The sequence below is a fragment of the Lysinibacillus sp. FSL P4-0201 genome (assembly GCF_038593425.1).
Classification (GTDB): domain Bacteria; phylum Bacillota; class Bacilli; order Bacillales_A; family Planococcaceae; genus Lysinibacillus; species Lysinibacillus capsici.
The window spans coordinates 1,182,604-1,207,108 of the sequence record NZ_CP151995.1 but is presented as its reverse complement, the minus strand read 5'-3'; the positions used below and the strand labels follow the sequence as shown (position 1 = coordinate 1,207,108).

Annotated in this window: 24 protein-coding genes; 4 read left to right on the top strand and 20 right to left on the bottom strand. The window is 37.7% G+C overall.

Going from position 1 to position 24,505, the window contains the following annotated elements; genetic code table 11:
- Window positions 1-43 precede the first annotated feature (43 nt).
- The 20 genes from MKY76_RS05730 to MKY76_RS05635 form a co-directional block, all read right to left on the bottom strand.
- Window positions 44-1,303 (bottom strand): competence/damage-inducible protein A, encoded by a 1,260-nt coding sequence (locus MKY76_RS05730; RefSeq protein WP_054550950.1) that lies wholly within the window; start codon window positions 1,301-1,303, stop codon window positions 44-46.
- A gap of 16 nt (window positions 1,304-1,319) precedes the next feature.
- Window positions 1,320-1,898, bottom strand: a complete 579-nt coding sequence (gene pgsA / locus MKY76_RS05725; RefSeq protein ID WP_004224936.1) for a CDP-diacylglycerol--glycerol-3-phosphate 3-phosphatidyltransferase — start codon at window positions 1,896-1,898, stop codon at window positions 1,320-1,322.
- 47 nt (window positions 1,899-1,945) lie between these two features.
- The gene (locus MKY76_RS05720) at window positions 1,946-2,875 is read right to left on the bottom strand and encodes a helix-turn-helix domain-containing protein (protein ID WP_175400707.1); all 930 of its coding nucleotides are present in this window, start codon (window positions 2,873-2,875) and stop codon (window positions 1,946-1,948) included.
- 16 nt (window positions 2,876-2,891) lie between these two features.
- Window positions 2,892-3,677 (bottom strand): DUF3388 domain-containing protein, encoded by a 786-nt coding sequence (locus tag MKY76_RS05715; RefSeq protein ID WP_026023397.1) that lies wholly within the window; start codon window positions 3,675-3,677, stop codon window positions 2,892-2,894.
- A gap of 216 nt (window positions 3,678-3,893) precedes the next feature.
- Complete coding sequence (locus tag MKY76_RS05710; RefSeq protein WP_004224939.1) at window positions 3,894-4,151, bottom strand: DUF3243 domain-containing protein; 258 nt, start codon at window positions 4,149-4,151, stop codon at window positions 3,894-3,896.
- Between the two features lie 45 nt (window positions 4,152-4,196).
- The gene (locus MKY76_RS05705; protein ID WP_016992831.1) at window positions 4,197-4,925 is read right to left on the bottom strand and encodes an SDR family oxidoreductase; all 729 of its coding nucleotides are present in this window, start codon (window positions 4,923-4,925) and stop codon (window positions 4,197-4,199) included.
- On the bottom strand, window positions 4,922-6,223 hold the full coding sequence (locus MKY76_RS05700) for a pitrilysin family protein (RefSeq protein ID WP_066036548.1): 1,302 nt from the start codon (window positions 6,221-6,223) through the stop codon (window positions 4,922-4,924). Before MKY76_RS05700 ends, MKY76_RS05705 begins: the two co-directional genes overlap by 4 nt.
- A complete protein-coding gene (locus MKY76_RS05695; RefSeq protein WP_342557498.1) occupies window positions 6,220-7,491 on the bottom strand; it encodes a pitrilysin family protein in 1,272 nt (423 codons plus the stop codon). The genes MKY76_RS05700 and MKY76_RS05695 overlap by 4 nt, the downstream gene beginning before the upstream one ends.
- A gap of 169 nt (window positions 7,492-7,660) precedes the next feature.
- Window positions 7,661-8,620 (bottom strand): ABC transporter permease, encoded by a 960-nt coding sequence (locus MKY76_RS05690; RefSeq protein ID WP_048391533.1) that lies wholly within the window; start codon window positions 8,618-8,620, stop codon window positions 7,661-7,663.
- A 1-nt stretch (window position 8,621) separates the two neighbouring features.
- Window positions 8,622-9,668 (bottom strand): ABC transporter permease, encoded by a 1,047-nt coding sequence (locus MKY76_RS05685; protein WP_004224945.1) that lies wholly within the window; start codon window positions 9,666-9,668, stop codon window positions 8,622-8,624.
- Window positions 9,668-11,215, bottom strand: a complete 1,548-nt coding sequence (locus MKY76_RS05680; RefSeq protein WP_054550535.1) for an ABC transporter ATP-binding protein — start codon at window positions 11,213-11,215, stop codon at window positions 9,668-9,670. Before MKY76_RS05680 ends, MKY76_RS05685 begins: the two co-directional genes overlap by 1 nt.
- Window positions 11,216-11,591: 376 nt before the next feature.
- Entirely contained in the window at window positions 11,592-12,677 is a 1,086-nt protein-coding gene (locus tag MKY76_RS05675; protein ID WP_048391537.1) for a BMP family protein, read from the bottom strand.
- A gap of 53 nt (window positions 12,678-12,730) precedes the next feature.
- Window positions 12,731-13,459: a GntR family transcriptional regulator gene (locus MKY76_RS05670; protein WP_036080379.1), complete on the bottom strand. Its 729-nt coding sequence runs from the start codon at window positions 13,457-13,459 to the stop codon at window positions 12,731-12,733.
- 199 nt (window positions 13,460-13,658) lie between these two features.
- On the bottom strand, window positions 13,659-15,950 hold the full coding sequence (locus tag MKY76_RS05665) for a DNA translocase FtsK (protein ID WP_342557497.1): 2,292 nt from the start codon (window positions 15,948-15,950) through the stop codon (window positions 13,659-13,661).
- A 154-nt stretch (window positions 15,951-16,104) separates the two neighbouring features.
- Window positions 16,105-17,772, bottom strand: a complete 1,668-nt coding sequence (locus MKY76_RS05660) for a ribonuclease J (protein WP_048391543.1) — start codon at window positions 17,770-17,772, stop codon at window positions 16,105-16,107.
- A gap of 277 nt (window positions 17,773-18,049) precedes the next feature.
- Entirely contained in the window at window positions 18,050-18,949 is a 900-nt protein-coding gene (gene dapA / locus MKY76_RS05655) for a 4-hydroxy-tetrahydrodipicolinate synthase (protein ID WP_048391545.1), read from the bottom strand.
- Window positions 18,950-18,962: 13 nt separating this feature from the next.
- A complete protein-coding gene (locus MKY76_RS05650; protein ID WP_048391546.1) occupies window positions 18,963-20,000 on the bottom strand; it encodes an aspartate-semialdehyde dehydrogenase in 1,038 nt (345 codons plus the stop codon).
- An 82-nt stretch (window positions 20,001-20,082) separates the two neighbouring features.
- On the bottom strand, window positions 20,083-20,673 hold the full coding sequence (locus tag MKY76_RS05645; RefSeq protein WP_004224962.1) for a dipicolinate synthase subunit B: 591 nt from the start codon (window positions 20,671-20,673) through the stop codon (window positions 20,083-20,085).
- Complete coding sequence (locus tag MKY76_RS05640; protein ID WP_004224963.1) at window positions 20,667-21,446, bottom strand: NAD(P)-dependent oxidoreductase; 780 nt, start codon at window positions 21,444-21,446, stop codon at window positions 20,667-20,669. The genes MKY76_RS05645 and MKY76_RS05640 overlap by 7 nt, the downstream gene beginning before the upstream one ends.
- 9 nt (window positions 21,447-21,455) lie before the next feature.
- On the bottom strand, window positions 21,456-21,719 hold the full coding sequence (locus tag MKY76_RS05635) for a hypothetical protein (protein ID WP_004224966.1): 264 nt from the start codon (window positions 21,717-21,719) through the stop codon (window positions 21,456-21,458).
- Window positions 21,720-21,861: 142 nt separating this feature from the next.
- Here MKY76_RS05635 and MKY76_RS05630 point away from each other — a divergent pair, with 142 nt between their 5' ends.
- From MKY76_RS05630 to MKY76_RS05615, 4 genes are all read left to right on the top strand, one after another.
- Window positions 21,862-22,239, top strand: a complete 378-nt coding sequence (locus MKY76_RS05630; protein ID WP_048391548.1) for a GntR family transcriptional regulator — start codon at window positions 21,862-21,864, stop codon at window positions 22,237-22,239.
- A 1-nt stretch (window position 22,240) separates the two neighbouring features.
- Window positions 22,241-23,083 (top strand): ABC transporter ATP-binding protein, encoded by an 843-nt coding sequence (locus MKY76_RS05625; RefSeq protein ID WP_342557496.1) that lies wholly within the window; start codon window positions 22,241-22,243, stop codon window positions 23,081-23,083.
- Window positions 23,084-23,085: 2 nt separating this feature from the next.
- The gene (locus MKY76_RS05620) at window positions 23,086-23,712 is read left to right on the top strand and encodes an ABC-2 transporter permease (RefSeq protein ID WP_048391550.1); all 627 of its coding nucleotides are present in this window, start codon (window positions 23,086-23,088) and stop codon (window positions 23,710-23,712) included.
- A 66-nt stretch (window positions 23,713-23,778) separates the two neighbouring features.
- Window positions 23,779-24,336, top strand: coding sequence for an ABC-2 transporter permease (locus MKY76_RS05615; RefSeq protein ID WP_342557495.1), 558 nt, complete (start codon window positions 23,779-23,781; stop codon window positions 24,334-24,336).
- Window positions 24,337-24,505: the final 169 nt, after the last annotated feature.

Sequence of the window (24,505 nt, the reverse complement as noted above, 5' to 3'; positions counted from 1 at the left end):
TGGATAGTTTTCCTCTACCCAAATTCCTATGTTCTACTCTATTTTAATATCGTTTTGTGTAGCCACGTTCTTCTAAAAGTTGCATTAAATAATGGCATGTAAATTTCACCGCACGGAGTCGATTCGTATTCCGCATGCCTGATAAATGAAGTAAATATGTAAGCGGCTCCTCGTCATTTATGGCAATACCAATCCAAACCGTACCTACTGGCTGATGATCATGTGCAGTGGGACCTGCTTCTCCTGTAAGACCAATCCCAATATTTGTAGCAAATTTCTCACGAACAGCACTTGCCATTGCCGCTGCACACTCAGCACTCACAACACCATGTGTATCAATTAATTCTTGTGAAATGCCTAGCTGTTTTACTTTCGCATCTGCTGCATAGGTAACAACGCCTCCTATAAGTGCATTGCCTACCCCTGGAATTTCCGCAAGTTCAGATTGAAATAAACCAGCAGTTAAACTTTCTGCAGCCGCAATTGTTAGCTCATTATCCAGTAGCATTTCTACCGTTTTTGAGGCAAGGGAATCATCATCTACACCATATTGATAATCACCAACAAGTGCTTGTATTTCTGCAACCTTTGCCTTAATAAGCTGGCCAGCTTGTTGCTCTGTTGCGGCTTTAGCTGTTACGCGTAACGTTACCTCACCATCAGAAGCAAGTGGAGCAACTGTTGGATTGGTTTGTGCATCTAAAATATTTTGAACTTGTACTTCAAGCTCGGCCTCACCAATTCCATAAAATCGCATAACATGTGATGCAATGATCCCTCCATCATTAAGCATCGCAGCAAGTTTAGGTTTAGCCTCAAATTGAAACATTGGTTCTAACTCTTTTGGAGGTCCTGGTAATAAAATATAAGTGCGATCATTTTTTGTGAAGATCATACCTGGAGCCATTCCATGGTGATTAGCTAATACTTCACTCCCAGCTAAAATTAATGCCTGTTTACGATTATTTTCCGTCATTGGACGTCCTCGTTTAGCAAAAAATTGCTCAATATACGTCAATGCTACTTCATCAAACTCAAGAGAAACACCAAGATGACGTGCAATCGTTTCCTTCGTTAAATCATCTTTTGTTGGACCAAGTCCTCCCGAAAAAATAATGAGATCTGCACGAGACTCTGCCACTTCGATAGCTTGTTCTAAACGCTTTGCATTATCGCCTACTACGGTATGATAAAAAACGTTGATGCCAAGCTCGGATAGCTGGCTTGAGATAAATCTCGCATTTGTATTCGTAATTTGACCTAATAATAGTTCTGAGCCAACCGCAAGAATTTCAGCATTCATGATCCCAAGACCTTTCTTATTTAGACTCAAGTAATACACGTCGATTTAGATAGAAATAATCCCATCCTGACCAAAGTGTAAAGAACAATGCAACATAGAGCATGATTGTATCAAATGGAATACCAACCAATGTAAAGATTGTATTGTGTAAAAGAGCAGCAGCAATCGCTACAATTTGTGCCCAAGTTTTAATTTTACCAAGCTGATTGGCAGCTACGACTTCTCCTCCACCTGCCAAAATCAAACGTAAACCCGTTACAGCAAATTCACGACTGATAATAATGATAATTACCCAAGCAGGTGCCATCTTAAGCTCGACCATTAAAATAAAGGCTGCTGAGACAAGTAACTTGTCAGCTAAGGGATCTAAAAATTTCCCAAATGTCGTTACAAGATTATACTTACGTGCGTAATAACCATCCACCCAATCGGTTGTTGAAGCAAAGATAAAAATAAGTGCGCCTATAAAATGATGAATTGGCATCTCTGCACCAAAAAGTGATAATGTTCCCCAGCCAAAATCAAACATCATAACAATGACAAAGAATGGAATAAGTAAGATTCGAGAGATGGTAATTTTATTTGGAATGTTCATTTTTCTAACACCTTTCATGATGAAAGAAAGTAGTCATCAGGTGATGACTACTGTTCTTTATTGAAATTGATGACGATATTTTGCGTTACAATTTGTTGTGCATACGTTAGAAGTTCGTCATTAATATAGATTTTAGCTTGCGTTGAATTACCGAGACGAATACGAACATAGTTTTGTGTTGAGGCGTCAAATTCAACTACTTCCCCGGCATTATAGACACGCGTATCTGTTAAGATTTCTTGTTGCTGTTGATTGCGAATACCAACAAATGTAGGGCCTGATATTTCGATTTTCAGTTTCATTGTATCCGTCCCTGTTAACGTATAAGAAGTTGTCGCTCCATCTGCTTCAACAGTACCCGCGGAAATTGTTTGCTTCATCTCTTCAGTTTGATCAGTGTCATCTTCATCAGTTGGTGTTTCTTCTGTAGCTTTTGTATCTTCTTTATCATTTTTCTGTGCATCTTTATTTTCTTGTTCTTTTTTATCCTTCTCACTATCAATTGGCTTGACATTTGTGTCATATTCAATCTCAGGAGTTGGATTTACTTCTTCGCTTGTCCCTGGACTGTTTTTTGATTGCCATAGCACCCATATAGCCACAATAATGACTACAATAAATAAAGCAACAATGATTTTTGGCATAGCCTCCATCATTTTATTCGAAGGGCCTTTCGTTACTTTTCTTCTGCTGGGGCTATTCGTCATCGATTGACTTACTTGATCGTTTGGAGTGCTCGGTAGTTCATTTTTATATGTCTCTAAGATTTCTTCCGCATCCAACCCAACAGCTTCTGCATATTGTTTGATAAAAGCTCGTACATAAAACGAACCAGGCATAATGGAATAATTGCCCTCTTCAATTCCTACTAAATAACGTTTTTGGATTTTCGTTATTTCTTGTAAATCGTCTAAGCTGTAGCCTTTAGACAGTCTCGCCTCTTTCAGTCGAGTCCCTAATTCTGCCACTAATAACACCTACTTTAACATCAAATTAAAAATTAAATCCTCCAAAAGAATCGGATTCGGACATATGATTTTTTTCCATTATTTCATAAGTAATTTCTTCATCAGTGTGATGACGTAGTTCAATAATATAATCAAAATCCTCTATTTTATATTCTGAATGCTGAACAAACATATCTGGATGCTCTACAACTTTGATACAAGGCATATTCATCATTTCACGCACTAATTGCAAATGTTTCTCATCAGATGAACGTCGAGTCACAATACCATCTAAAATAAAAATATTGTTACGACTAAATTCATCTCCCACAAGCTTATTACGAACTGTTTGCTTAATCATTGTAGATGATAAAAAGATCCATTTTTTATTGGCACAGACACTGGCGGCTACTATGGATTCAGTTTTTCCAACACGTGGCATGCCACGAATACCAATCAGCTTATGTCCCTCTTTTTTAAAGAGTTCTGCCATAAAGTCGACTAAAATACCTAATTCATCTCTTACGAAATGGAATGTGTTTTTTTCATCTGCATCTCGAGGAATATAACGACCATGCCTAATGGCTAAACGGTCGCGAAGTTTTGGTTGTCGAAATTTGGTTACGTTAATATGTTCCATTGTCGAAACAATTGTACGAAAACGCTCAATTGCCTCATCATTGTCTGTATGCACTAACATACCACGTCGATCCTCATCTACACCATTTATTGATATAATATTGACACGAAGCATCCCTAAAAGTGAAGCAATATCTCCTAATAATCCAGGGCGATTCACCTGAATTTCATATTCAAAGTACCAATCGCTCAACACACTCGTTCCCTTCCTATTAGTTAACGTAAAAAATCCTTTATAAGTTCCATCATAGCTGATTTTTTATGTAATGGAAAGTTAGAATACATGGAATTACAGTGTTATTTACTAATTTTTTTTGATGACTGTTAAATAGGCTTACATACGTTCCCGTTTTCACAGATAAAAAGTTTATTGTATAGCAAAAAGAGGAGATTGGCTCTCCTCTTTTATTTACTGCACATGCTTATTTTGTACAAGCTTAATGACACAATTCGCTAATGCATGTTTTTCATCTTCAGAGGCAACGCCCCATAAATCCGACAGCACTCGCTCTTGTTCGTTTTTAGGATCGACATTAGTCGCCAAATATTCCCCAATTTGGACAGCAGCCGTTTGAATCATTTTCTTCGGCATACCACTTGATTCAGCTTGCATAACGTTTTGTCCTAAAAACGATGTCCATTTTTGCCAGTTTTCTAAAATGGTCATATTCTTCCTCCTCCTTTACACAAGTAGTATGTGCAAAAGAGATTATTATATGTACCAGCCTCCATTTAATCGTACGATTTGTCCTGTCACATAATCAGCTTTACCAGACAAATAAAAACGTACCATTTCAGCCACATCTTTTGTTTGTCCAATGGAACCTAGTGGGATATCGTCCAAAATGTATTGAAGCTCTTCTTGATTTAGATGGCTGTTCATTGAGGTATTTATAAAACCAGGAGCAATAGCATTCACTCTAATCCGAGATAATGCCGCTTCTTTTGCATAGGATTTAACAAAAGCATGTTGCGCACCCTTAACAGTTGCATAAAGTGCCTCCCCCGCTGAGCCAGCTTCTCCCCAAATGGAACCTATAAATAGTACATAGCTCACTTCATGCTTGCGAAGTTTTCCAGAAAGTAAAGCTGTTAGTCTCATAGGATTTTGAACATGAACACGCCATAAAGCATCCATATCCTCAACTGTCGTATCTTCGAGCAATGAATAATGGGCTTGTCCATTAGCAAAAACAATAGCCTGCACATTGAAAATTTGCGCGGCTACTAATTCTGCTCCTTTAACAATTGAAAAATCCCCCTGTACAAGCATAAATTCTTGTGCAGGGAAATTTTCGGTAAGCATTTCACATAATCTCTGTGCCGCATTTTGATTGTTTGAATAATGTACATAGATGGACCAGCCGTCCTCAGCTAAGCTTTGACAAATGGCATGACCGATATCACCTGATGCACCTAAAACAAGGGCAAATTTTTTCACTGTGCATCCTGCTTACTTGGCAGAATTTTAAAGACCGTTTGCTGTGTTTCACCTTGGATAGAAGCAAATGCTTTTTGTAAATCATCCACAGTTAATGTCTCAAGTACTGGTACTACATCAAATAAATTCATGTCATTAAAGGAATATCGTGTGAATTGGTTTGCGATAAACTCGATCGAATTTAGTGCACGTAGGAAGAACCCAATTTTTTTGCGTTTTATACGATCCAAACCAGCACGATCAAACTGGCTATTTCCTTCATATTTTGCTAATTCGTCCATAATCGTTTTTGCCAATTTATCAGGCTCTGCTGAATCTGATCCGATCATGGCAAACCCAAAACCATTTTCTAAGGTAAAATCAAAAGCATATGTCTCATCAATTAAACCTTCCTCGTAAACACGTTCATAAAAATCAGAGGTACGTCCAAAAATAAGCTCAAGTGCAATTTGAACCGACAACTCATGCTTTAACATGTCCTGACCTGATAAATTAGTGTCTTTCGCTTTTAAACCTACATAAATTTTTGGTTTTTGAACATCCATATTTAATGTACGTTCTTTAATAGCTACCTCTGTTGGTTCTATATCAAAGAAGCGTTGAATAGGCGTTGGTTCTGGGAACTCTTTTTTACCTTGATTCTCACGAATAAACGTCATCATTTCTTCTGGTTCAACAGCACCAATCACAAATAACAACATATTGGAAGGATGATAAAACGTATTGTAGCACGTATATAAGTGCTCGGCTGTAATGCCATCAATCGATTCAATTGTACCAGCGATATCAATCTTTACAGGATGATGATGATACATATTTTCGATTGTGCCAAAGTATAGACGCCAGTCTGGTTGATCATCATACATTGTAATTTCTTGCCCGATAATTCCTTTTTCTTTATTGACAGTAGCTTCTGTAAAGTATGGTTCTTGGACAAAATTCAATAATGTTTCTGTACTTTTATAAATATTGTCAGTAGATGAAAATAAATAAGCTGTACGCGTAAACGATGTAAATGCATTCGCAGAAGCACCATATTCGCTAAATTTTTGGAAAACGTCTCCATCCTCTTTTTCGAACATTTTATGCTCTAAAAAGTGTGCAATACCATCTGGTACAGTAATACTTTCTGTGTCACCAATTGGCACGAACGTACGATCGACAGAGCCGTACTTTGTTGTAAATGTAACAAATGTTTTGGAAAAGCCTTTTTTCGGCAATATATAAACATCTAAGCCATTGTCTAGTTTTTCATAATAAAGTATTTCATCTAATTGTTTAAATTCTATTGTTTTCATTGTGCGGCTTGCTCCTTTCCACATAAGAAATAGACCGCTTCAAGCTGCACTTGCTTTGCCATTGCAACAACATCTTCTTTTGTCACAGCTTTCCACTTATTTGCCCAGGCTTGAACTGAGAATTCCTCAGGTAAATCCTTATATTGATCAAAAATTTCAATTTGACCTCGTGCCGAATCTAAGGATTCTTTTAGCTGATTCGTCAGCATAGCCTTTGTTTGCTCCAGCTCTAAATCGGTAATGTCCCCAGCCTGCATGACGGCAAGTTGTTCTTTAATTAAAGATAGCGCTTTTTCTTCATTTTTAGCTTCAATCCCAGATACAACAAATACAAGTCCATAATGCGAAGCATAGGAACTAGAAGCATAATAAGCAAGACTCTCTTTTTCACGAACATTCATAAACAGCTTAGCATGTGGATATCCACCAAAAATCCCATTAAAAATTTGCATCTTAGAGAAATCTGCATCACCAAATCTAACAGGTGTGCTAAAGCCAATATGAAGTTTACCTTGTTTCATTTCATGCTGTTCTCTTACATAATCATTGTCTGGATGTTGTTGGGGGAGTACTGCTGGAACTTCCTCAGGAGTACGATCCTTAAATGGTAGCGCTTTTTTTAATTTCGCAACAATTTCCTCTTCATTAATGTCTCCAGCTACATAAATATCGATTTTGTCGTTAGCTAGCATCGATTGATAAGCCTCTAATAATGAGGCAGGGGTAATCTTTTGAATTTCTTCGACACTACCATTCGCTGAAATTGATGCTGGCTCATTTGGTCTCAAGATTTGTTGTAGACGGAATTGAGCAAAGCGAGACTTATCGTCAAAAATAGATTCAATACGTTGAATAACTGTCTTTTTCTCACGCTCAACAACGGATTCCTTAAAGACACCATTTTCTAGATTAGGCTCAAAAATAGCTGTATGCAATAAACCAAGGACTTCGTTTAAGACACTTGTATTTGCTAGATAATGATCATTAACAGTCTCTACATTCATAAGAACCGTATGCTCATTTCCGCGCTTCGATGTATCAAAATACAAAACTGTACCATACAAGTCATCTAAAAAGCTTCGAAAAGCAGCAGTTGTCTTATATTTAGCATTACTGTGCTGCAGTACATTTGTTAATACTGTACGCTCTGATGCACTTTTAGCCGTTAATGCTCTTCTCCATTTAATTGAAAAATTTACGGTTTTAAATTGGGTCGTTTGTCGGATATGCAAATTGACACCTTTTGCAAAAGGTATTGTTTTAAACATATGAAACCCTCCTATCCTTCTTAATATAACGATGTACTACACATACTATACATGTCTATTGTCTATAATTGCAAAAGGAATCCAAAGTATGTATGGGAAAAATTAAAAATTACGCCAATTATAATAGAAAAAGGACCGAGCATAGTGCCCAGTCCTTAAAATGCTTTTCTTAGCGTTTACCTTTAATATAAGGTTGTCCACTCGCTTTTGGAGCGTTTGCTTTACCAATAAAGCCTGCTAAAGCAAGAATTGTTAACACATACGGTAAAATTTGTAGATATACTGCTGGAACATTCTCGATTAGCGGAATTTGATTCCCTGCAATACTTAATGTTTGTGCTAAACCGAAGAATAAGGCTGCACCTAGTGCTCCAATTGGATGCCACTTCCCGAAAATCATTGCGGCAATAGCCATGAAACCTTGACCAGCAATTGTTGCGTGTGAGAAGTCGTGTGTAATTGTTTGTGCATACACTGCACCACCAAGACCACCTAATGCCCCAGAAATCATCACGGCAATATAGCGCATTTTATTTACATTTATACCCATGGTATCTGCTGCCATTGGATGTTCACCCACTGCACGCAAACGCAAGCCGAATGGCGTTTTATAAATGATAAACCATGCCCCGAATGCTACAGCGAACGCTAAAATAGATGTGCTGTAAACATCATGGAACAGTAAACGACCGAAGAACGGAATATCCTCTAAGTAAGGGACACCAAAACGACGAATCGGTTGGTCAATCATATCTGTTTGACCTTTATCATAAATCATTTTTACTAAGAATACGGTTGCAGCTAAACCTAGTAAGTTAATAGCTACCCCTGATACCGTTTGATCGGCACGGAAAGAAATAGAAGCCACAGCATGGAAAAGTGAGAACACAGCACCAATCACAACAGCTGCTAGCATTGCTACCCAAACTGTTGCTGCCCCTAATGATGAAGCGAATTCTAAATTGACAAAAATACCAACAAACGCACCGACAATCATTAAGCCTTCTAGCCCGATGTTGACAACACCAGAGCGTTCAGAGAATACCCCACCGATGGCCGTAAAAATCAAAGGTGTTGCATAAAGAATCGCTGAAGGGATGATGAAATATAACATTTCTAAAAAGCTCATGTTATTGTCCCTCCTTTTTCTTGCTCAGCTTTTGTAAGCCTACTCGAATAATATAGCCTGATGCAACGAAGAAGATAATCAATGCAATAATAATGGATACGATTTCTTCTGGAATTCCCGCAGCATTTGGCATATTTAATGCACCATATTTTAAAGAACCAAAAAGGGATGCCCCAAACACTACTCCAAGTGGTGTATTGGCACCAAGTAGCGCAACGGCGATACCGTCAAACCCAATTCCCGTAAAGCCAGGTTTAATGGATGCGTTTTGGAATGTCCCTAAAGCTTCCATCGCACCACCCAGACCTGCAAACATACCAGAAATTGTCATAGCTAAAATAATATTTTTATTGACACTCATACCTGCATAATCAGCGGCATTTTTGTTAAAACCTACTGCTTTTAGCTCGTAGCCACGTGTTGTTTTTTCTAAAATGAACCACATCACAACTACCATTAAAAGTGCAACAATGATCCCATAGTGAAGACTTGAGTTGTCTGTAAGCTCTCTTAAAAACGGAGAACGTAAAGAAGCTGACTCATGGATACGTTCTGTTTTAAAGCTGCCATCGGACAATTTTTTAATCACTGCATTTGCAATATAAAGTGCAGTGTAGTTCAGCATAATTGTCGCAATAACTTCGTGAACTTTAAATTTCGCTTTTAAGAAACCTGCAATAAAGGCCCAAAATGCACCTGCAGCAGCTGCTGCAAGCAATGCTAATGGTAAGTGAATGATTTTAGGAAGTTCAAACGCATAACCTACCCACGCAGCGGCTAACCAACCTAAAATTAGCTGACCTTCAACACCGATATTGAAGAGCCCTGTACGGAATGCAAATGCTACCGCAAGACCTGCTAAAATATATGGTGTAATTTGACGAATTGTGTTCCCGATTGAATATGAATCTCCAAAAATACCTGTCCAAAGAGCGATATAACCTTGCACTGGGTCATAGCCACTGACTACCATAACGATAGCCCCTACAATTAAACCGATAATGATAGAGATGATAGGAACGAGGATATTAATGACACGATTTGACATTAGTCGTTCCCCTCCTTCGCATCACGCTTTATATTTTTTTTACTTTGTCCTGCCATTAGTAAGCCTAGCTCTTGTTCAGTCGTTTCTTTCGGATTTAACTCATCAACAATTTGTCCATCATAGATAACAGCAATTCGATCCGAAACATTCATCACCTCATCTAATTCAAATGAGATTAACAAAACGGCTTTCCCTTTATCACGTTGCTCAATTAGACGAGAATGAATGAATTCAATAGCTCCTACGTCAAGTCCACGTGTTGGTAGAGCAGCAATTAGTAGATCAGGGTTACGGTCAATTTCACGACCAATAATTGCTTTTTGTTGGTTACCACCAGATAATGCACGAGCTGGTGTCATCTCTCCATTACCAGTACGCACATCATACTCTTTAATGATTTGGCGAGCTTTCTCTGACACCTTTTTATAGTCCATCACAAAGCCCTTCGCTATTGGAGATTGGTAATATGTTTGCAATGCAATATTATGACCAATTGGGAAATCTAAAACTAATCCATGCTTATGACGGTCTTGTGGAATATGTCCTACGCCTTCCTCTGTAATTTTACGAGGCTTCATGTTAGTAATATCTTTACCATTCAGCTTGACTTTACCACTTTTAATTTTGCGTAGACCTGTAATGGCTTCAATTAACTCGGATTGACCATTACCATCAATACCAGCAATACCTACGATTTCACCTTTACGAACATTTAAATTAAGACCTTTAACTTTATCAATATTTCGATAGTCTGTAACAACCAAGTTCTCAATCGCAAGCACTTCGTCAGTCGGTGTCGCATCCGTTTTTTCCGTTTTGAATTCAACCTGACGGCCAACCATCATTTCAGCAAGCTGATCAGGATTTGTGGCAGCGGTTACAACTGTGCCAATCCCTTCTCCCTTACGGATAATCGTCACACGGTCTGAAACTTCCATAATTTCTTTTAGCTTATGCGTAATTAAAATAATGGATTTACCCTCTGCGATAAGACGGCGCATTATTTGAATTAATTCGGTAATTTCTTGCGGTGTTAATGATGCAGTTGGTTCATCAAAAATTAAAATTTCGGCACCACGATACAATGTTTTTAATATTTCTACACGCTGTTGCATACCAACCGTGATATCCTCGATTTTGGCGTTCGGATCAACATCTAATCCATACTTTTCAGAAAGTGCTTGTACTTTCTTAGCCGCATCTTTTATATTCACAATTCCCATTTTAGTAGGCTCAGTGCCTAAAATGATATTTTCTGTTACCGTAAAGTTTTCTACCAACATAAAATGTTGATGCACCATGCCAATCCCTAAATCATTGGCAATATTCGGGTTTGTAATTTTTACAGCCTTCCCACGTACACGAATTTCGCCACCCTCTGGTTGATACAAACCAAAAAGGACGTTCATCAAAGTCGATTTACCTGCACCATTTTCACCTAGCAATGCATGAATCTCGCCTTGTTTCAGTTGGAGGGTGATATTATTATTCGCCACGAAATTACCGAATTCTTTACGGATTCCTAGCATTTCAATCACATAATCCAAATTTGTCACTCCCTTAATAGGCACTATTATTAAGTATTTTCATCTTAGCGTATAGTATCTGCTGCTACATGATGGATGGTACAGATAAGCCATACGTCCAGTAATAAATTTTCTACTAGAGGCTATATTTTATTACCGATTTAATATCCCACCTATAGAGGTAGATGTTTTGCTAAATTAATACAGGAAAGGTCATCGTTAGAAACCTTTCTTCTATTAACTTGTTACCATCATTATTCAAATCATAATTACTACCTCTATAAGGTTTCTATAAATCTAGTTAAATAGAGTATTGCGAATAATCTAAATATAACGATAGATTGAAAAATCATCATAAGGTCCTTCTAAGAGTCCCTTATGATGATCAAAAGATGAATTATTTTTCCACTTTTTCTGGAACTTTGATTTCACCCTTAGCAATTTTTTCTTTATATTCGTCGATTACTTTTTGTACATCTTCTGGAATCGCACCGCGAGAATCCGCAAGTTTAACCCCGTCTTCAGCTAAACCGTAAACAAGTGTTTCTCCACCTGGGAAATCACCATTTTTCGCTCTATTTGAAATATCTACTACTGCTGTATTAACACCTTTTAACATAGAAGTTAATGTAACGTTTGTTTTATCGTCTACTTTACCTTCTTCGTATTGGTCAGCATCTACACCGATAACCCATACATCAGCATTTGGATCTTTCGCTTTACGCTCTTTTGCTTCAGAGAACACACCGTTACCAGTTGCACCAGCAGCGTGGAAGATTACATCTACACCTGAAGAATACATGCTGTTCGCTGTAATTTTACCAAGATCTGCTTTATCAAACGCACCAGTATATTTTACTTGAATATCGATATCTGGGTTTACTGCTTTAGCCCCTTCAACGAAACCAGCGTGGAAACGGTTAATAACTGGAATATCAACGCCGCCTACGAAGCCGATTTTACCTGTTTTAGATGTTTTCGCTGCAGCAACACCTGCTAAGAAAGCACCTTCTTGCTCTTTGAACAGTACGTTTACTACGTTGTCTGCTTCTACTTCAGCATCGATTAATGCAAAGTGGTTATCTGGATTTTCAGAAGCAACTGCATCAATTGCATCAGCCATCATGAATCCGATACCAAATACTAAGTTAAAGTCACGACGAACTAAGTTGTTTAAGTTTGTTTCATAGTCAGCATCTGAAGCTGATTGTAGGTAGTCAAAACCACCATCACCTTTTGATAAATCATGCTCTTTACCGTAAGCTTGTACACCTTCCCATGCAGATTGGTTGAATGATTTGTCATCAACGCCACCTACGTCAGTAACCATCGCTACTGAGAAAGCTTCTTCTGTGCTTTCGCCACCTGAAGCATTGTCATTTTCTTTCGCTGGCTTTTCGTCGTCTTTCGTACCACAAGCACCTAAAATAGCACTTGCCGCTAATACTGATGTTAATACTAAACCAAATTTACGTTTTTTCATTTAATTAACCCCCCAAAGGTATTGTAATTAGCAGGAAAAAATTTAGAAATGTTCTACACCCGTTTACGAACTACATGGAAGCTGAATTTATCAGCTCGGAAATAATTTTTTGAATAGAGCACTACTTGATCATGATCATCATAATGCAATTGCTTTAACACTAAAAGAGCTGTCTCACGTCCACAATTTAAAATCGGTGAGGCTTGTTCATGATACCCAACTGGATCAATATAGGTTACAGCATAAGCTACATGAATTTTGCCAGATTGCTCAAGTGCAGAGAACAGTGAAACTTCTTTTTTTTCGACAAAGTCAGTAGGCAGGAAGCTTGCAGGTAGCCTGTCTATGCAGTATACTACTGGCTCACCATCCGCTGTTCTGACACGTTCAATCGTGAGTATTTTATCGTCGCCATCACTTTGGAAGCGTTTTAAATCTTCCTCAGAAGGCACATGCTCAGTCGCTTTTAAAAATCGCGAACCTGGCTCCATACCTGCTGCCTCGATCATAGAAGAAATACTAGATAAATGCTCGATGCCTGATGTAAACAACGGCTTCGGGTTGACAAAAGTCCCAACCCCATGTCGGCGCACAATCACATTTTCCTCTTCCAACAGTCGAAGTGCTTCTCTAAGTGTTGCTCGACTGACTCCTAGTGATTTCGATAATTCAAATTCTGAAGGCAGCTTTTCATTTTCTTTAAAAATGCCAGCCTCGATGTCAGATTTTAAACGATCGATTACTTGAAGATAGAGATGACGATGATCTGCTTTAATAGTCACATATATCACCACCAAAATCAGAGATCAGACATCTGATGTACAACATTCCTACTAATCGTTCATAAATATAACATTTTTGCAGAATGAAATAAACAGTTTTGAGTAAAATCTGTTATAGAATTCATTCTTTCTTTATTTTATCTGCAAATTTTTGGACAAAAATACAAATGCTCTCACCATTTTCGTCTTCATTTTTTGCTTAGTTATCGTATTGGTGAACAAGTACTTGACGAGGTTTACTACCCTCTGGAGGCCCAACAATACCGCGTTGCTCCATCTGATCAACAATACGTGCAGCTCTTGAATAACCGATACGGAAGCGACGTTGAAGCATAGAGACAGATGCTGTTTGCATATTGACAACTAATTGGACTGCTTCATCATACAAATCATCCGTTTCCTCTAAAATGGTCTCTTCTTCAGTAGGAATCATCTCCTCCTGATACTGAGCTTTTTGCTGTTCTATAACAAAATGAACGACTGCCTCCACTTCTTGATCTGATAAAAAGGCACCCTGCACCCTTTTTGGTTTAGAAGCTCCAGCAGGTAAAAATAACATATCGCCTCGTCCTAATAATCGTTCAGCTCCACCCATGTCTAAAATTGTTCTTGAGTCAATCGCGGAGGAAACTGCAAAAGCAATTCTGGATGGAATATTTGCTTTAATGACACCTGTTAAAACATCTACACTTGGTCGTTGTGTGGCAATAATCAAATGAATGCCAGCTGCCCTTGCCATTTGCGCTAAACGTGTAATCGAATCCTCTACATCACTTGATGCGACCATCATCAAATCCGCTAACTCATCTACAATAACCACAATATAAGGTAGCTTTGGATGCTTTTCCTCTGTTTGATCATTAACCTTTTGGACATGTGCATTATAGCCCTCAATATTTCTTGTACCTGTATGAGAAAACAAATCATAGCGACGTTCCATTTCAGATACCACTTTTTTCAGTGCTTGCGAAGCTTTACGTGCATCCGTTACGACAGGCGCTAATAAATGTGGAATCCCATTATAAACGTTTAATTCAACCATTTTTGGGTCTATCATCATGAGCTTCACTTCATGCGGTTTTGTACGCATTAGTATGGATACAACAATGCCATTTATGCAAACACTTTTCCCACTACCTGTAGAACCAGCTACAAGTAAATGTGGCATTTTATTGAGCTCTGCTAATACAGCTTGTCCTGTAATATCTCGACCAAATGCTACTTGTAATAATGCTTCAGGCTTAGCACCATCTTTCGATTCTAATACCTCACGAAGTGTTACAATGGCTACCTCACTATTAGGTACTTCTATACCAATCGCAGATTTCCCAGGAATTGGCGCTTCCATACGAATATCTTTAGCTGCCAATGCTAATGCAAGATCATCTTGCAAATTGACAATTTTGCTTACTTTCACACCGATATCTGGTAAAATCTCGTACTTCGTAACAGCAGGACCTAAATGCACCTGTGTCACCTTTGCCTTTACGCCAAAGCTTTGTAATGTCTGCTCAAGCTTTTTGGCATTTGCCTGAATCACTGAATATTCACCACTTTGATCATGTTGTGGAGGTAATTGTAATAAATTATATGATGGGAGCTGATAATCTGCATTTTCTACTGCATCTGTGCCCTGAATCTGGACATCATCCGATGCTTCTTCAAGTTCATTTTCCACCATGTGAGTTGTATCAATCACTTCTCTTTCCTGTGAAACATTCTGTGTAAAAGCAGAAATAATTGGTTCATGTGGTATTTCTTCTTCTTGTTCAGGCATATCTATAGATTGATTAACAGCTGCTACTTCATCCCCACTCTCTATTCTTGAACGACGATTATTTGGTTTTTTCGGTGTATTTTTTTTCTTATCACGATGCTTTTTTTTCCATTTACCAAATATATCTGGCGTTTTTTCTGCTAAATAAGGCACTAATGCTTTACCAGTGACAAGAATTAAACCAATAAAGAAAATAACCCAAGCAACAACTTTTGCCCCCGAGGCTTCAAACAGCACATGAAGCCCACTAAATAGTAGGGCACCAATCATGCCACCCCCTAAAGCATTACTACGATGAATGATACCATCTGTATTAATCAAAATTCGCCATGATTCACGTAGCACAGAATCAGATAGTAGACCACCTGATTTGGATAGTTGTTCAAATAATATGCCATGACTAAAAATCGTTAAGCTCATAACAATGAGGAACATGCCAAGTATTAATCGATCCTTTATCCCAACTTTTTTACGACCAATCATCATTAACAATGCAACAAATATAAGCATAAATGGAACAGCAAAATGTAAATTACCAAAAAGGAACATGGCGATTGTTTGTAGAATCCGCCCGATCATGCCGTATTCAAAAATCATAATGACTGCTAATGCAATTAAGAGCAACCCTAATATTTCGTACATAAGCGGATGCATTTCTTTTTTTTCTGTTGTCGCTTTACTTTTAGTAACTTTTTTTCTCTTACTAACTGCCATCAAATTCACCTTCTTCTGCAATCCATTCTATATATGTAGCGAATCATCACATGTAGAACTTGAATATTTCAAAAAAAGGATTTTCCACCGCAATTGGGAGAAAATCCTTTATCATTTATTTTTTCCTCAAAGCATATACGATGAGCTTGTTCAATTAATATTCCATAATAATAGGAATAATCATTGGGCGACGTTTTGTTTTTTGGAATAAATACGTATTTAGCGTATCTCTAATTTCTTGTTTTATGTTCGTCCATTCAAAGGTTTCTTTCCCAACGTACTTTTCTATCACATTCCTCGCAATGTCAGAAGCCTCAATCATTAATTCCTCTGATTCTCGTACATAGACAAAGCCTCGTGATAAAATCTCTGGCCCAGAGGCAATTTTCTTTTGTGCTCGATTTAATGTTACCACCACAATGAAAATACCATCCTGCGATAATAATTTACGGTCACGAAGGACAATATTACCTACATCGCCTACACCAATACCGTCAATTAAGACATTACCAGCTTGTACACGACCACTCATGCGCATTTTATTATTTTTATATTCTACGATATCCCCTTTATCAGCGATAAAAATTTGGGATTTTTGCATACCTAGCTGTTGTGCTAATTTAGAATGCGCAATTAGCATACGGTATTCTCCTTGTACGGGAATAAAGTACTTTGGTTGCATCAAGTTTAGCATCAGCTTTAAATCTTCTTGGCTACCATGTCCTGAAACATGGACATTTTTGCTAGAAGTCAAAATTTCAGCGCCTGCTTTTGACATAGAGTTCATTGTATTCGCCATTTGAACTTCCATGCCAGGAGAAGGTGTAAAAGTAATTAGTACCGTGTCACCTTGTTTAATTTTAATGTCACGATGGTGCTTACGGACAATTTTTTCTAAAGCATCGAGAGGTTCTCCTCTGTTGCCTGTTGCAATAATGATAATTTCATCATCTTGATATTTTTGCATTTCCGAGATCGGAATAATTGTATCTTCTTCGACTGTTAAATAACCAAGCTGTACGCCTAAATCAACTGCCTTTTCCAATGGTTTGCCCACAATTACAACCTTACGGAATGATTTCTGTGCTTGAGCAAATACTTGTTGAATTCGAATAAAATTCGATGCGTAAACAGCTACTAAAATACGACCTGGTGCTGAGTGGAATGTTTTTGATAATTGTTCTTCAATGACAATCTCTGATGTCGTATATCCTGGTCGCTCAGCTTCGCAAGACTCAGATAGTAAAATGAAAACGCCGTCTTCTCCTAGCTGTGCCATTTTTGCTAAATCAGGTTTAAATTTACCTGTCGCTGACTGATCGAATTTAAACTCTCCTGTATGAACAATCGCGCCTTCAGATGTATGGAACACTACCCCTAACGAATCGGGAATACTATGTGTTGTGTGGAAGAATGTTACATACGTTGAGTTAAAATTCATACGACTACGGTTTGTTACTTCAAAAAATTTCACTTGATGTGGTGCAGGTAATTCTTTTAAATGTTCCTTTGCTAATGCAATAGTTAATTTCGATCCGTACACAGGTGCCTTTATTTTTTGTAATACATAGGCAATAGAGCCAATTGCATCTTCATGACCATGTGTTAAGAAAATACCTTTCACACGTTCTTTATTTTCTTCTAAGTAAGTAATGTCAGGAATCACGATATCTATACCTAGCATTTCATCTTCTGGGAACATTAAGCCGCTATCCACCACAAATAGCTCTTCATCAATTTCTACTACGTACATGGCTTTCCCAATTTCGCCTACACCACCAAGAGGGATGATGCGGATTAATTCATTTTTCTTTTTTGTCAATTTATTTCCTCCTAAAAAATATCCCGAACAGCAACCACTTAACATTTATTATACGGTTTGCAAAGCTTTTGCACAAATTAAAAATACATGTTTCACGTAGGAAATAGATTTTCCTGCTATTTGCTTATTACTAGCAGATGGAAAACAAATATTGGCTATCCTGTATAAATAGAGCTAAATAAGTATTTGTAAGGACGAGGAGTTACAAATTTTGTACATACTTTTTATTTATAAAATATAAAAAACGAGGCTGAAATGCTATCAGCCTCGCTCCTATTTATCTAAAACTTTTCGCTTTTTCTTGATACGTATCCCAAATTCGGTCAAAATTAGCTTTCTCTTCATCTGTCATTTCCATCATCGGCAAACGAACATTGAGTGTATCAAATCCTAATTTTGTCATCGCATATTTAATCGGTGAAGGGTTGGGCTGAGCGAACAGCGCACGTACTAAAGGTAATAAGGCTCGGTGAATTTGGGCTGCTAGCTTATGATTTCCTTCTTCAAACGCTTTAATCATTAATTGCATATCATTGCCTACCACATGGGCAGCTACAGAAATAACACCTGCTCCACCAATGGCCATTAGTGGGAGTGTTAAACCATCGTCCCCACTATACACTAAGAAATCATCAGCTGGATCAACATTCTCAATAACATCACCCATCTGATCTAAGTTACCGCTCGCTTCCTTAATCCAAGCAATATTAGGAATCTTGCTTAATGCAACAGAAGTTTCATAGGCAACATTGACCCCAGTACGCCCTGGAACATTATAAAGCATAACAGGGAGACTAGTTTGTTTAGCAATGGTTTCAAAGTGAGCATAAATCCCACGTTGATTTGGCTTATTATAGTAAGGAGCTACAAGCATAATGCCGTCTGCTCCATTTTCTTCTGCCTTATGTGTCATCGCGATAGAGTAAGCTGTTTCATTATCCCCAGTACCTGCAATAACTGGTACGCGACCTGCTACTTTCTCTACGGTAAAGCGTACAACTTCAATTTTCTCTTCTGTAGACATAGTTGGGTTTTCAGAAGTCGTACCACAAGCAACAATACAATCAGTACCATTGTCTATTAAATGATTAATAATACGTTCTAGTTCTGGATAATTAATCGTGCCATCATTTTTGAACGGCGTAATCATTGCCGTTCCAATTCGACCTAAATTCATCCTTACACCCCTCTTATAGTAAGTTATCCTCAAGCATTGCTTCTGCAATTTGGATAGAGTTTAATGCGGCGCCTTTTAATAAATTGTCAGAAACGATCCATAGATGGAACCCTTTGCTGTTGTCTAAATCTTGACGGATACGTCCTACAAAAGTAGCGTCTTCCCCTTCTGCATAAATAGGCATTGGGTAAGTTTGTGTTGCAATATCATCTTGTAATACCACACCTGGTGCGTTGCGTAATACTTCGAAAATCTCTTGGATTGACGCGTCTTTCTCTACCTCAATATAAACAGATTCAGAGTGACCTGAAACGACTGGCACACGAACACAAGTAGCAGCTACTTTTAGCTCTGGTGCATGCATGATTTTTTTCGTCTCATTAATCATTTTCATTTCTTCGTATGTAAATCCATTATCTGTGAATTTATCGATTTGTGGAATGACATTACGAGCAATTGGGTAATGACGTTTATCACTACCAGACGGTAAAATATTTGCTTCTACATCTTTACCTGCATCCCAGTTTTCGCTTTGTGCCTTTAATTCTTGGATCGCAGAAATCCCTGCACCTGATACTGCCTGATAAGTTGAAACAATTACTTTTGTTAAACCAAATGCATGACGAATTGGTTCAAGCGCAGCTACCATTTGAATTGTCGAGCAGTTTGGATTCGCAATAATTCCCTTATGCTTCGCTAAGTCGCCTCGATTCACTTCAGGCACGACAAGCGGTACCTCTGGATCCATACGAAAATGGCTCGTATTATCAATAACTACTGCACCACGCTTAGCTGCTTCTGGTGCAAGCACAGCTGATACTGAACCACCAGCTGAGAATAAAGCGACATTGACGCCTTCAAAAGCCTCAGGTGTCGCTTCTTCAATTGTATATGTTTCCCCATTAAATTCGATTGATTTTCCTGCTGAACGAGCAGAAGCTAGAAATTTAATATGTCCAATCGGAAATTTACGTTTAATCAACTGCTCCATCATTTTCGATCCTACTGCACCTGTTGCCCCAACAACCGCAACTGTTAACTGCTTTGTCATCTGTCATCTCTCCTTGAATACATGTTCCATAATGTGTGCTATTGTATCACAAAAATACTGAAAATTGTGTGTAATCTCTTATTTATTTGAAATATTGTATCAACAGCGGTTGTAATTGCTTTTTCTGCGTAATTGCTGCATGAACAGTATCCACCATTTGCTCAAAATCAGCAATTAAAGAATTTGGTTTGGAGTGAGGGGCATCCTGACCAAAGGGAATAAAATATATATTTTTGGCATTTAACAGCTTCATAATATTTATGCCATTTAAGCCTAGTGCATCGTTTGTGGAAATACCTAAAACTACAGGCGAACCATTACGCAAAGTAGCCTTTGCTGCCATTAACACAGGACTATCTGTTGCCGCATTAGCAAATTTACTTATGCTATTGCCTGTCATGGGGGCTATGACCATTGCATCTAATGGATTGGATGGGCCAAATGGCTCCGCCTCTTTTATAGAAGAAATAACTTTTTCTCCTGTCAAAGCTTCTATTTTGGCAATCCACTCTTCACCTGTACCAAAGCGTGTAGCTGCATGTAAAACGGAATGGGTAATGATTGGAATAACTGTTGCTCCGACATCAATAAAATTTTGGATTTTAGGTACTACATCTTCATAGGTACAATGAGAAGCAGTAATACCTAAGCCAATTCGTTTCCCCGTTAACAATTTTCTTCCTCCTCTATTGCCTTGCACAATATTGTAGCAGCATCATGTGCAAAGTATTTCCCAGGCAATGATGGCAATAGTACATACGTTTGTAATTGATCAGAATCTATATCTAAACATCCTGGCTCTGAAGCCAAGTCATATAAAACAGTTGGAACATGCTCTATAAAAGACTCTGTAATCCATTTAGCAGGAATTGTATTAATAAAAATGCCATCTGTAATAGACCATTGGCGATCATCTAAATTCGTGGCTTTATAACCATAAGCTTTTGCTTCACTCACTTGTACAACTGAACGTGCAACAATATGAACATTTGCACCCATCTTAACTAGTAAAGAGGCGAGCATTTTTGCGATGCGACCAAAACCTGCGATTGTGAAATTTTGTCCGTAAATACATTTTTGCTCGAGTCCGTAAAACGTGGCGATAAATCCCTCCGCTGTTAATCGAGCATTTTGCCAAATAAATGATTCTTGTTGTAAATAGCAAATAGATTCATTTTTCTCTAGTAATTGCTTCCAATGCATTGTTAATCGACCTGTATAAAATTTCACTTGTGATATACCATAGAGCTGCTCAACTTCTATTTTTAATGGAAGAATAGGTAATACGATTTTATTAGGCTGGAATTCTAAAACAAGTTTATTTAACTCTTCGTTCCATACAGTTGTTCTTTTATAAAATACTGTTCTCGATGGACTTCTTAGCATTGTAGCTAGTTCCTTTAATCGGGAGTCCTCACCGATAACAAGCCATTTTTCGTTTTCCAAAAGCTCACCTCACTGTAAATATTCTGACTGTACTGTAGATGTCTTATTAAATAAAATACGATCTTCACCAATTAAAATAATTTCGTGCCAAGGTATCATTTCACTAACTTTCATTTTCTTTTTTTGGAATGGTAGTTTATCTTTCACAATTTCAAAACCATGTATTTTCCCTGTTTGCACATCTAATAGGCATTCTGTATGTGCCAGGATGCCAAAATGTACGCCACCCTCAATTTGAATTAACTCCTTATCCACCATCTCAGATAGTAGCATGCCTCATCTCCCTCCTTGAGCCGTTACCTCAATATATGCGGACTTTTTGCAAATCGTGACCCCTACCTAAAGTACGAATATGTTGCATTTTTATCGCTTTCTGTATATAGTGTATATACACAGTTATAAGAGGTGATGATTTGTGCATATCCATTTAAGTAATGCGAGTGAAAAACCTATTTATGAGCAAATCACCATACAGCTCAAAGAGGCTATTTTAGCTAATAAATTACAGGCTGGTGATGCACTACCGTCTATCCGCGCTTTAGCAAAGGATTTAAAAATAAGTGTGATGACCACTAAACGTGCCTATGCTGATTTAGAGCGAGATGGTTTCATTGAAACTGTCGCTGGTAAAGGGAGCTTTGTCACAGAACGAAATCAAGACTTTCTACGTGAGGAGCTATTACGGCAGGTAGAGGGGCATTTGCAAAAGGCAGCAAAAATAGCGAAAACCGCTGGACTTTCTGGTGAAGAATTACAAGAACTACTATCTTTAATGTTAGAGGAGGATAAGTAATATGAATGCCATTGAAATTCATGATCTACATAAGGGCTTTGAAGGCTTTTTTCTTAAAGATATAAGTTTTTCCGTCCCTCAAGGCACGGTAATGGGTTTTGTTGGAGAAAACGGGGCTGGCAAATCAACAACGATAAAATGCATGCTGAATTTAATAAAAAAAGAATATGGCGAAATTTTGCTATTTGGCAAAGATCATGTCGAACACGAACTATCGATAAAAAACGACATCGGCGTTGTATTTGACGATTTACATGTACCAGAAACGCTAAATGCGACGCAACTCGACAAAATCATGAGAAAAGTATTTCAAACATGGGATTCAGACTATTATTTTGAAAGATTAGCTCAATTTAAGGTGCCAAAGAGGAAGAAGATAAAGGAACTATCACGAGGAATGAGGATGAAGCTATCAATTGCCTTAGCATTGGCACATCATCCAAAATTATTGATTTTAGATGAGCCAACAAGTGGATTAGACCCTATTATTCGGGATGAAATTCTGGATTTATTTTTAGCATTTATGCAGGATGAAACGCACAGCATTTTATTTTCATCGCATATTACAAGCGATTTAGAAAAAATTGCTGACTATATTACGTTAATTCATAATGGTGAGATTTTATTGAGCGAGAGTAAAGATGCTCTATTATATGAATATGGTATTTTCAAAGGTAACAGTGAGGAAGTAAACGACTTGCCAGAGCATGCTATTCTAAGAACCCGTTCTGGTGCGTTTGGAATAGAAGCATTAGTTCTGAAAAATGAAGTAAATGAGGCTTTCAGACTTGAAAGGCCTTCTATAGAAGATATCATGCTATTTTTCGTGAAAGGTAGTGTTTAAATATGGTAGGACTTATCCTAAAAGATTTAATGACCATTCAACGACAAATGAAAGCACAAGCATTTGTTCTTATATTTCTTCTTGTGATGGCGATTTTTATGCAGCAAAGCGCAATGCTTCTAGCTGTTATTGTTTTTATTGTTACGATACAAGCGATAACTGCGCTTAGCTACGATGAACAAAGTAAGTGGGATAAATACGCTAATACTTTACCAATTTCTAAAGCGGATATCGTTTTTAGTAAATATATACTCAGTGTGATGTTAATGATTTTCGGACTTGTTATGGCATTACCTATCCTATTTTTTATCAATTTTTTTACCAATAACGACATCACTTCAGAATTTTTCCTAACGTTTAATTTGATCATAACATCGGCGCTCTGTTTATTAGCCGTATTACTACCTATCTATATTAAATTTGGCTCTATTAAAGGAAGAATAGTCCTCATTGCGTTTTGTTTTATTCCTGGCTTCTTAACGGGGATGTTTAAAGAATATATCCCTGATATGACTCAAACGTTTCTATATTTAAAGCAATATGTCTATTTAGCACCTTTGGGCGGGCTAATACTGCTCTGCCTCTCCTCTCTAGTTTCTACTGCTATTTATAAAAGAAAAGAGTTTTAGGAGGGATCTCATGCGAGCACTGTTGTTACAAAGAATTGTCGTACAAAAATGGACTTTCTTTTTACAATGACGATATGTTTACTTCTTCATTTTGTACATTTACCTTTTGTAGATAGTCCTTCTATCGGATTATTTGTTGTCGTTATTTCTGCCAACATCGTAGATAATTTATATAGAGGCGACCGTCAAGTAAAGTGGACAATGTATGTCAATACGCTACCTCTATCAAAGAAAACACAATTGCAATCCGATTTTTTATTTTGCTATGGCCTTATTGCATTGCTCTTTATTATCCTTGCGCCTATGTATTTCTCACAACCTGATGCATCTGAAAATTTTATCGAGCATCTTGCTATGTACTTTGCTTATATAAGTAGCGCCTCTTTCCTCATCTGTAGTCAATTTTATATTCAGCATCTTGATGAAACAGAGAGAATGCGAACGGTTAGAATGCTTACAGCTATTGTGCTTATCATTCTGCTAAATTTTGTTATTCATTATTATTTATCACTAGTAGCTGCAAATTTAATTATCTTATTCATACCAACACTGGTTAGTATCCTCATCACTTTTCTTGTGTTTCACAAATGTCTTTATTTATATTTGGCAAAGGAAATTTGCTAAAGCTAAACATTCATCAAAAAATAGGCTGCCTTATTTGGCAGCCTATTTTTAATCGTGTTGAATAGCAAAACAGTCAATTAAAAGGAAATGGATTTCATTGCAGGCTACTTGCTTTCCTATGAGCATGTGCAGAGCGGCTTCCTTCGCTACCTCTCCATTTAGAGGGTGA

Excerpts from the sequence above, each read along its gene's own strand:
- MKY76_RS05730 (WP_054550950.1), bottom strand. The coding sequence starts at position 1,303 with ATGAATGCTGAAATTCTTGCGGTTGGCTCAGAACTATTATTAGGTCAA.
- pgsA (WP_004224936.1), bottom strand. The coding sequence starts at position 1,898 with ATGAACATTCCAAATAAAATTACCATCTCTCGAATCTTACTTATTCCA.
- MKY76_RS05710 (WP_004224939.1), bottom strand. The coding sequence starts at position 4,151 with ATGACCATTTTAGAAAACTGGCAAAAATGGACATCGTTTTTAGGACAA.
- MKY76_RS05700 (WP_066036548.1), bottom strand. The coding sequence starts at position 6,223 with ATGAAAACAATAGAATTTAAACAATTAGATGAAATACTTTATTATGAA.
- MKY76_RS05695 (WP_342557498.1), bottom strand. The coding sequence starts at position 7,491 with ATGTTTAAAACAATACCTTTTGCAAAAGGTGTCAATTTGCATATCCGA.
- MKY76_RS05690 (WP_048391533.1), bottom strand. The coding sequence starts at position 8,620 with ATGAGCTTTTTAGAAATGTTATATTTCATCATCCCTTCAGCGATTCTT.
- MKY76_RS05685 (WP_004224945.1), bottom strand. The coding sequence starts at position 9,668 with ATGTCAAATCGTGTCATTAATATCCTCGTTCCTATCATCTCTATCATT.
- MKY76_RS05675 (WP_048391537.1), bottom strand. The coding sequence starts at position 12,677 with ATGAAAAAACGTAAATTTGGTTTAGTATTAACATCAGTATTAGCGGCA.
- MKY76_RS05665 (WP_342557497.1), bottom strand. The coding sequence starts at position 15,950 with ATGGCAGTTAGTAAGAGAAAAAAAGTTACTAAAAGTAAAGCGACAACA.
- dapA (WP_048391545.1), bottom strand. The coding sequence starts at position 18,949 with ATGAATTTAGGTCGAATTGGAACGGCAATGATTACGCCGTTCAAAAAT.
- MKY76_RS05650 (WP_048391546.1), bottom strand. The coding sequence starts at position 20,000 with ATGACAAAGCAGTTAACAGTTGCGGTTGTTGGGGCAACAGGTGCAGTA.
- MKY76_RS05635 (WP_004224966.1), bottom strand. The coding sequence starts at position 21,719 with ATGCTACTATCTGAGATGGTGGATAAGGAGTTAATTCAAATTGAGGGT.
- MKY76_RS05625 (WP_342557496.1), top strand. The coding sequence starts at position 22,241 with ATGAATGCCATTGAAATTCATGATCTACATAAGGGCTTTGAAGGCTTT.
- MKY76_RS05620 (WP_048391550.1), top strand. The coding sequence starts at position 23,086 with ATGGTAGGACTTATCCTAAAAGATTTAATGACCATTCAACGACAAATG.
- MKY76_RS05615 (WP_342557495.1), top strand. The coding sequence starts at position 23,779 with ATGACGATATGTTTACTTCTTCATTTTGTACATTTACCTTTTGTAGAT.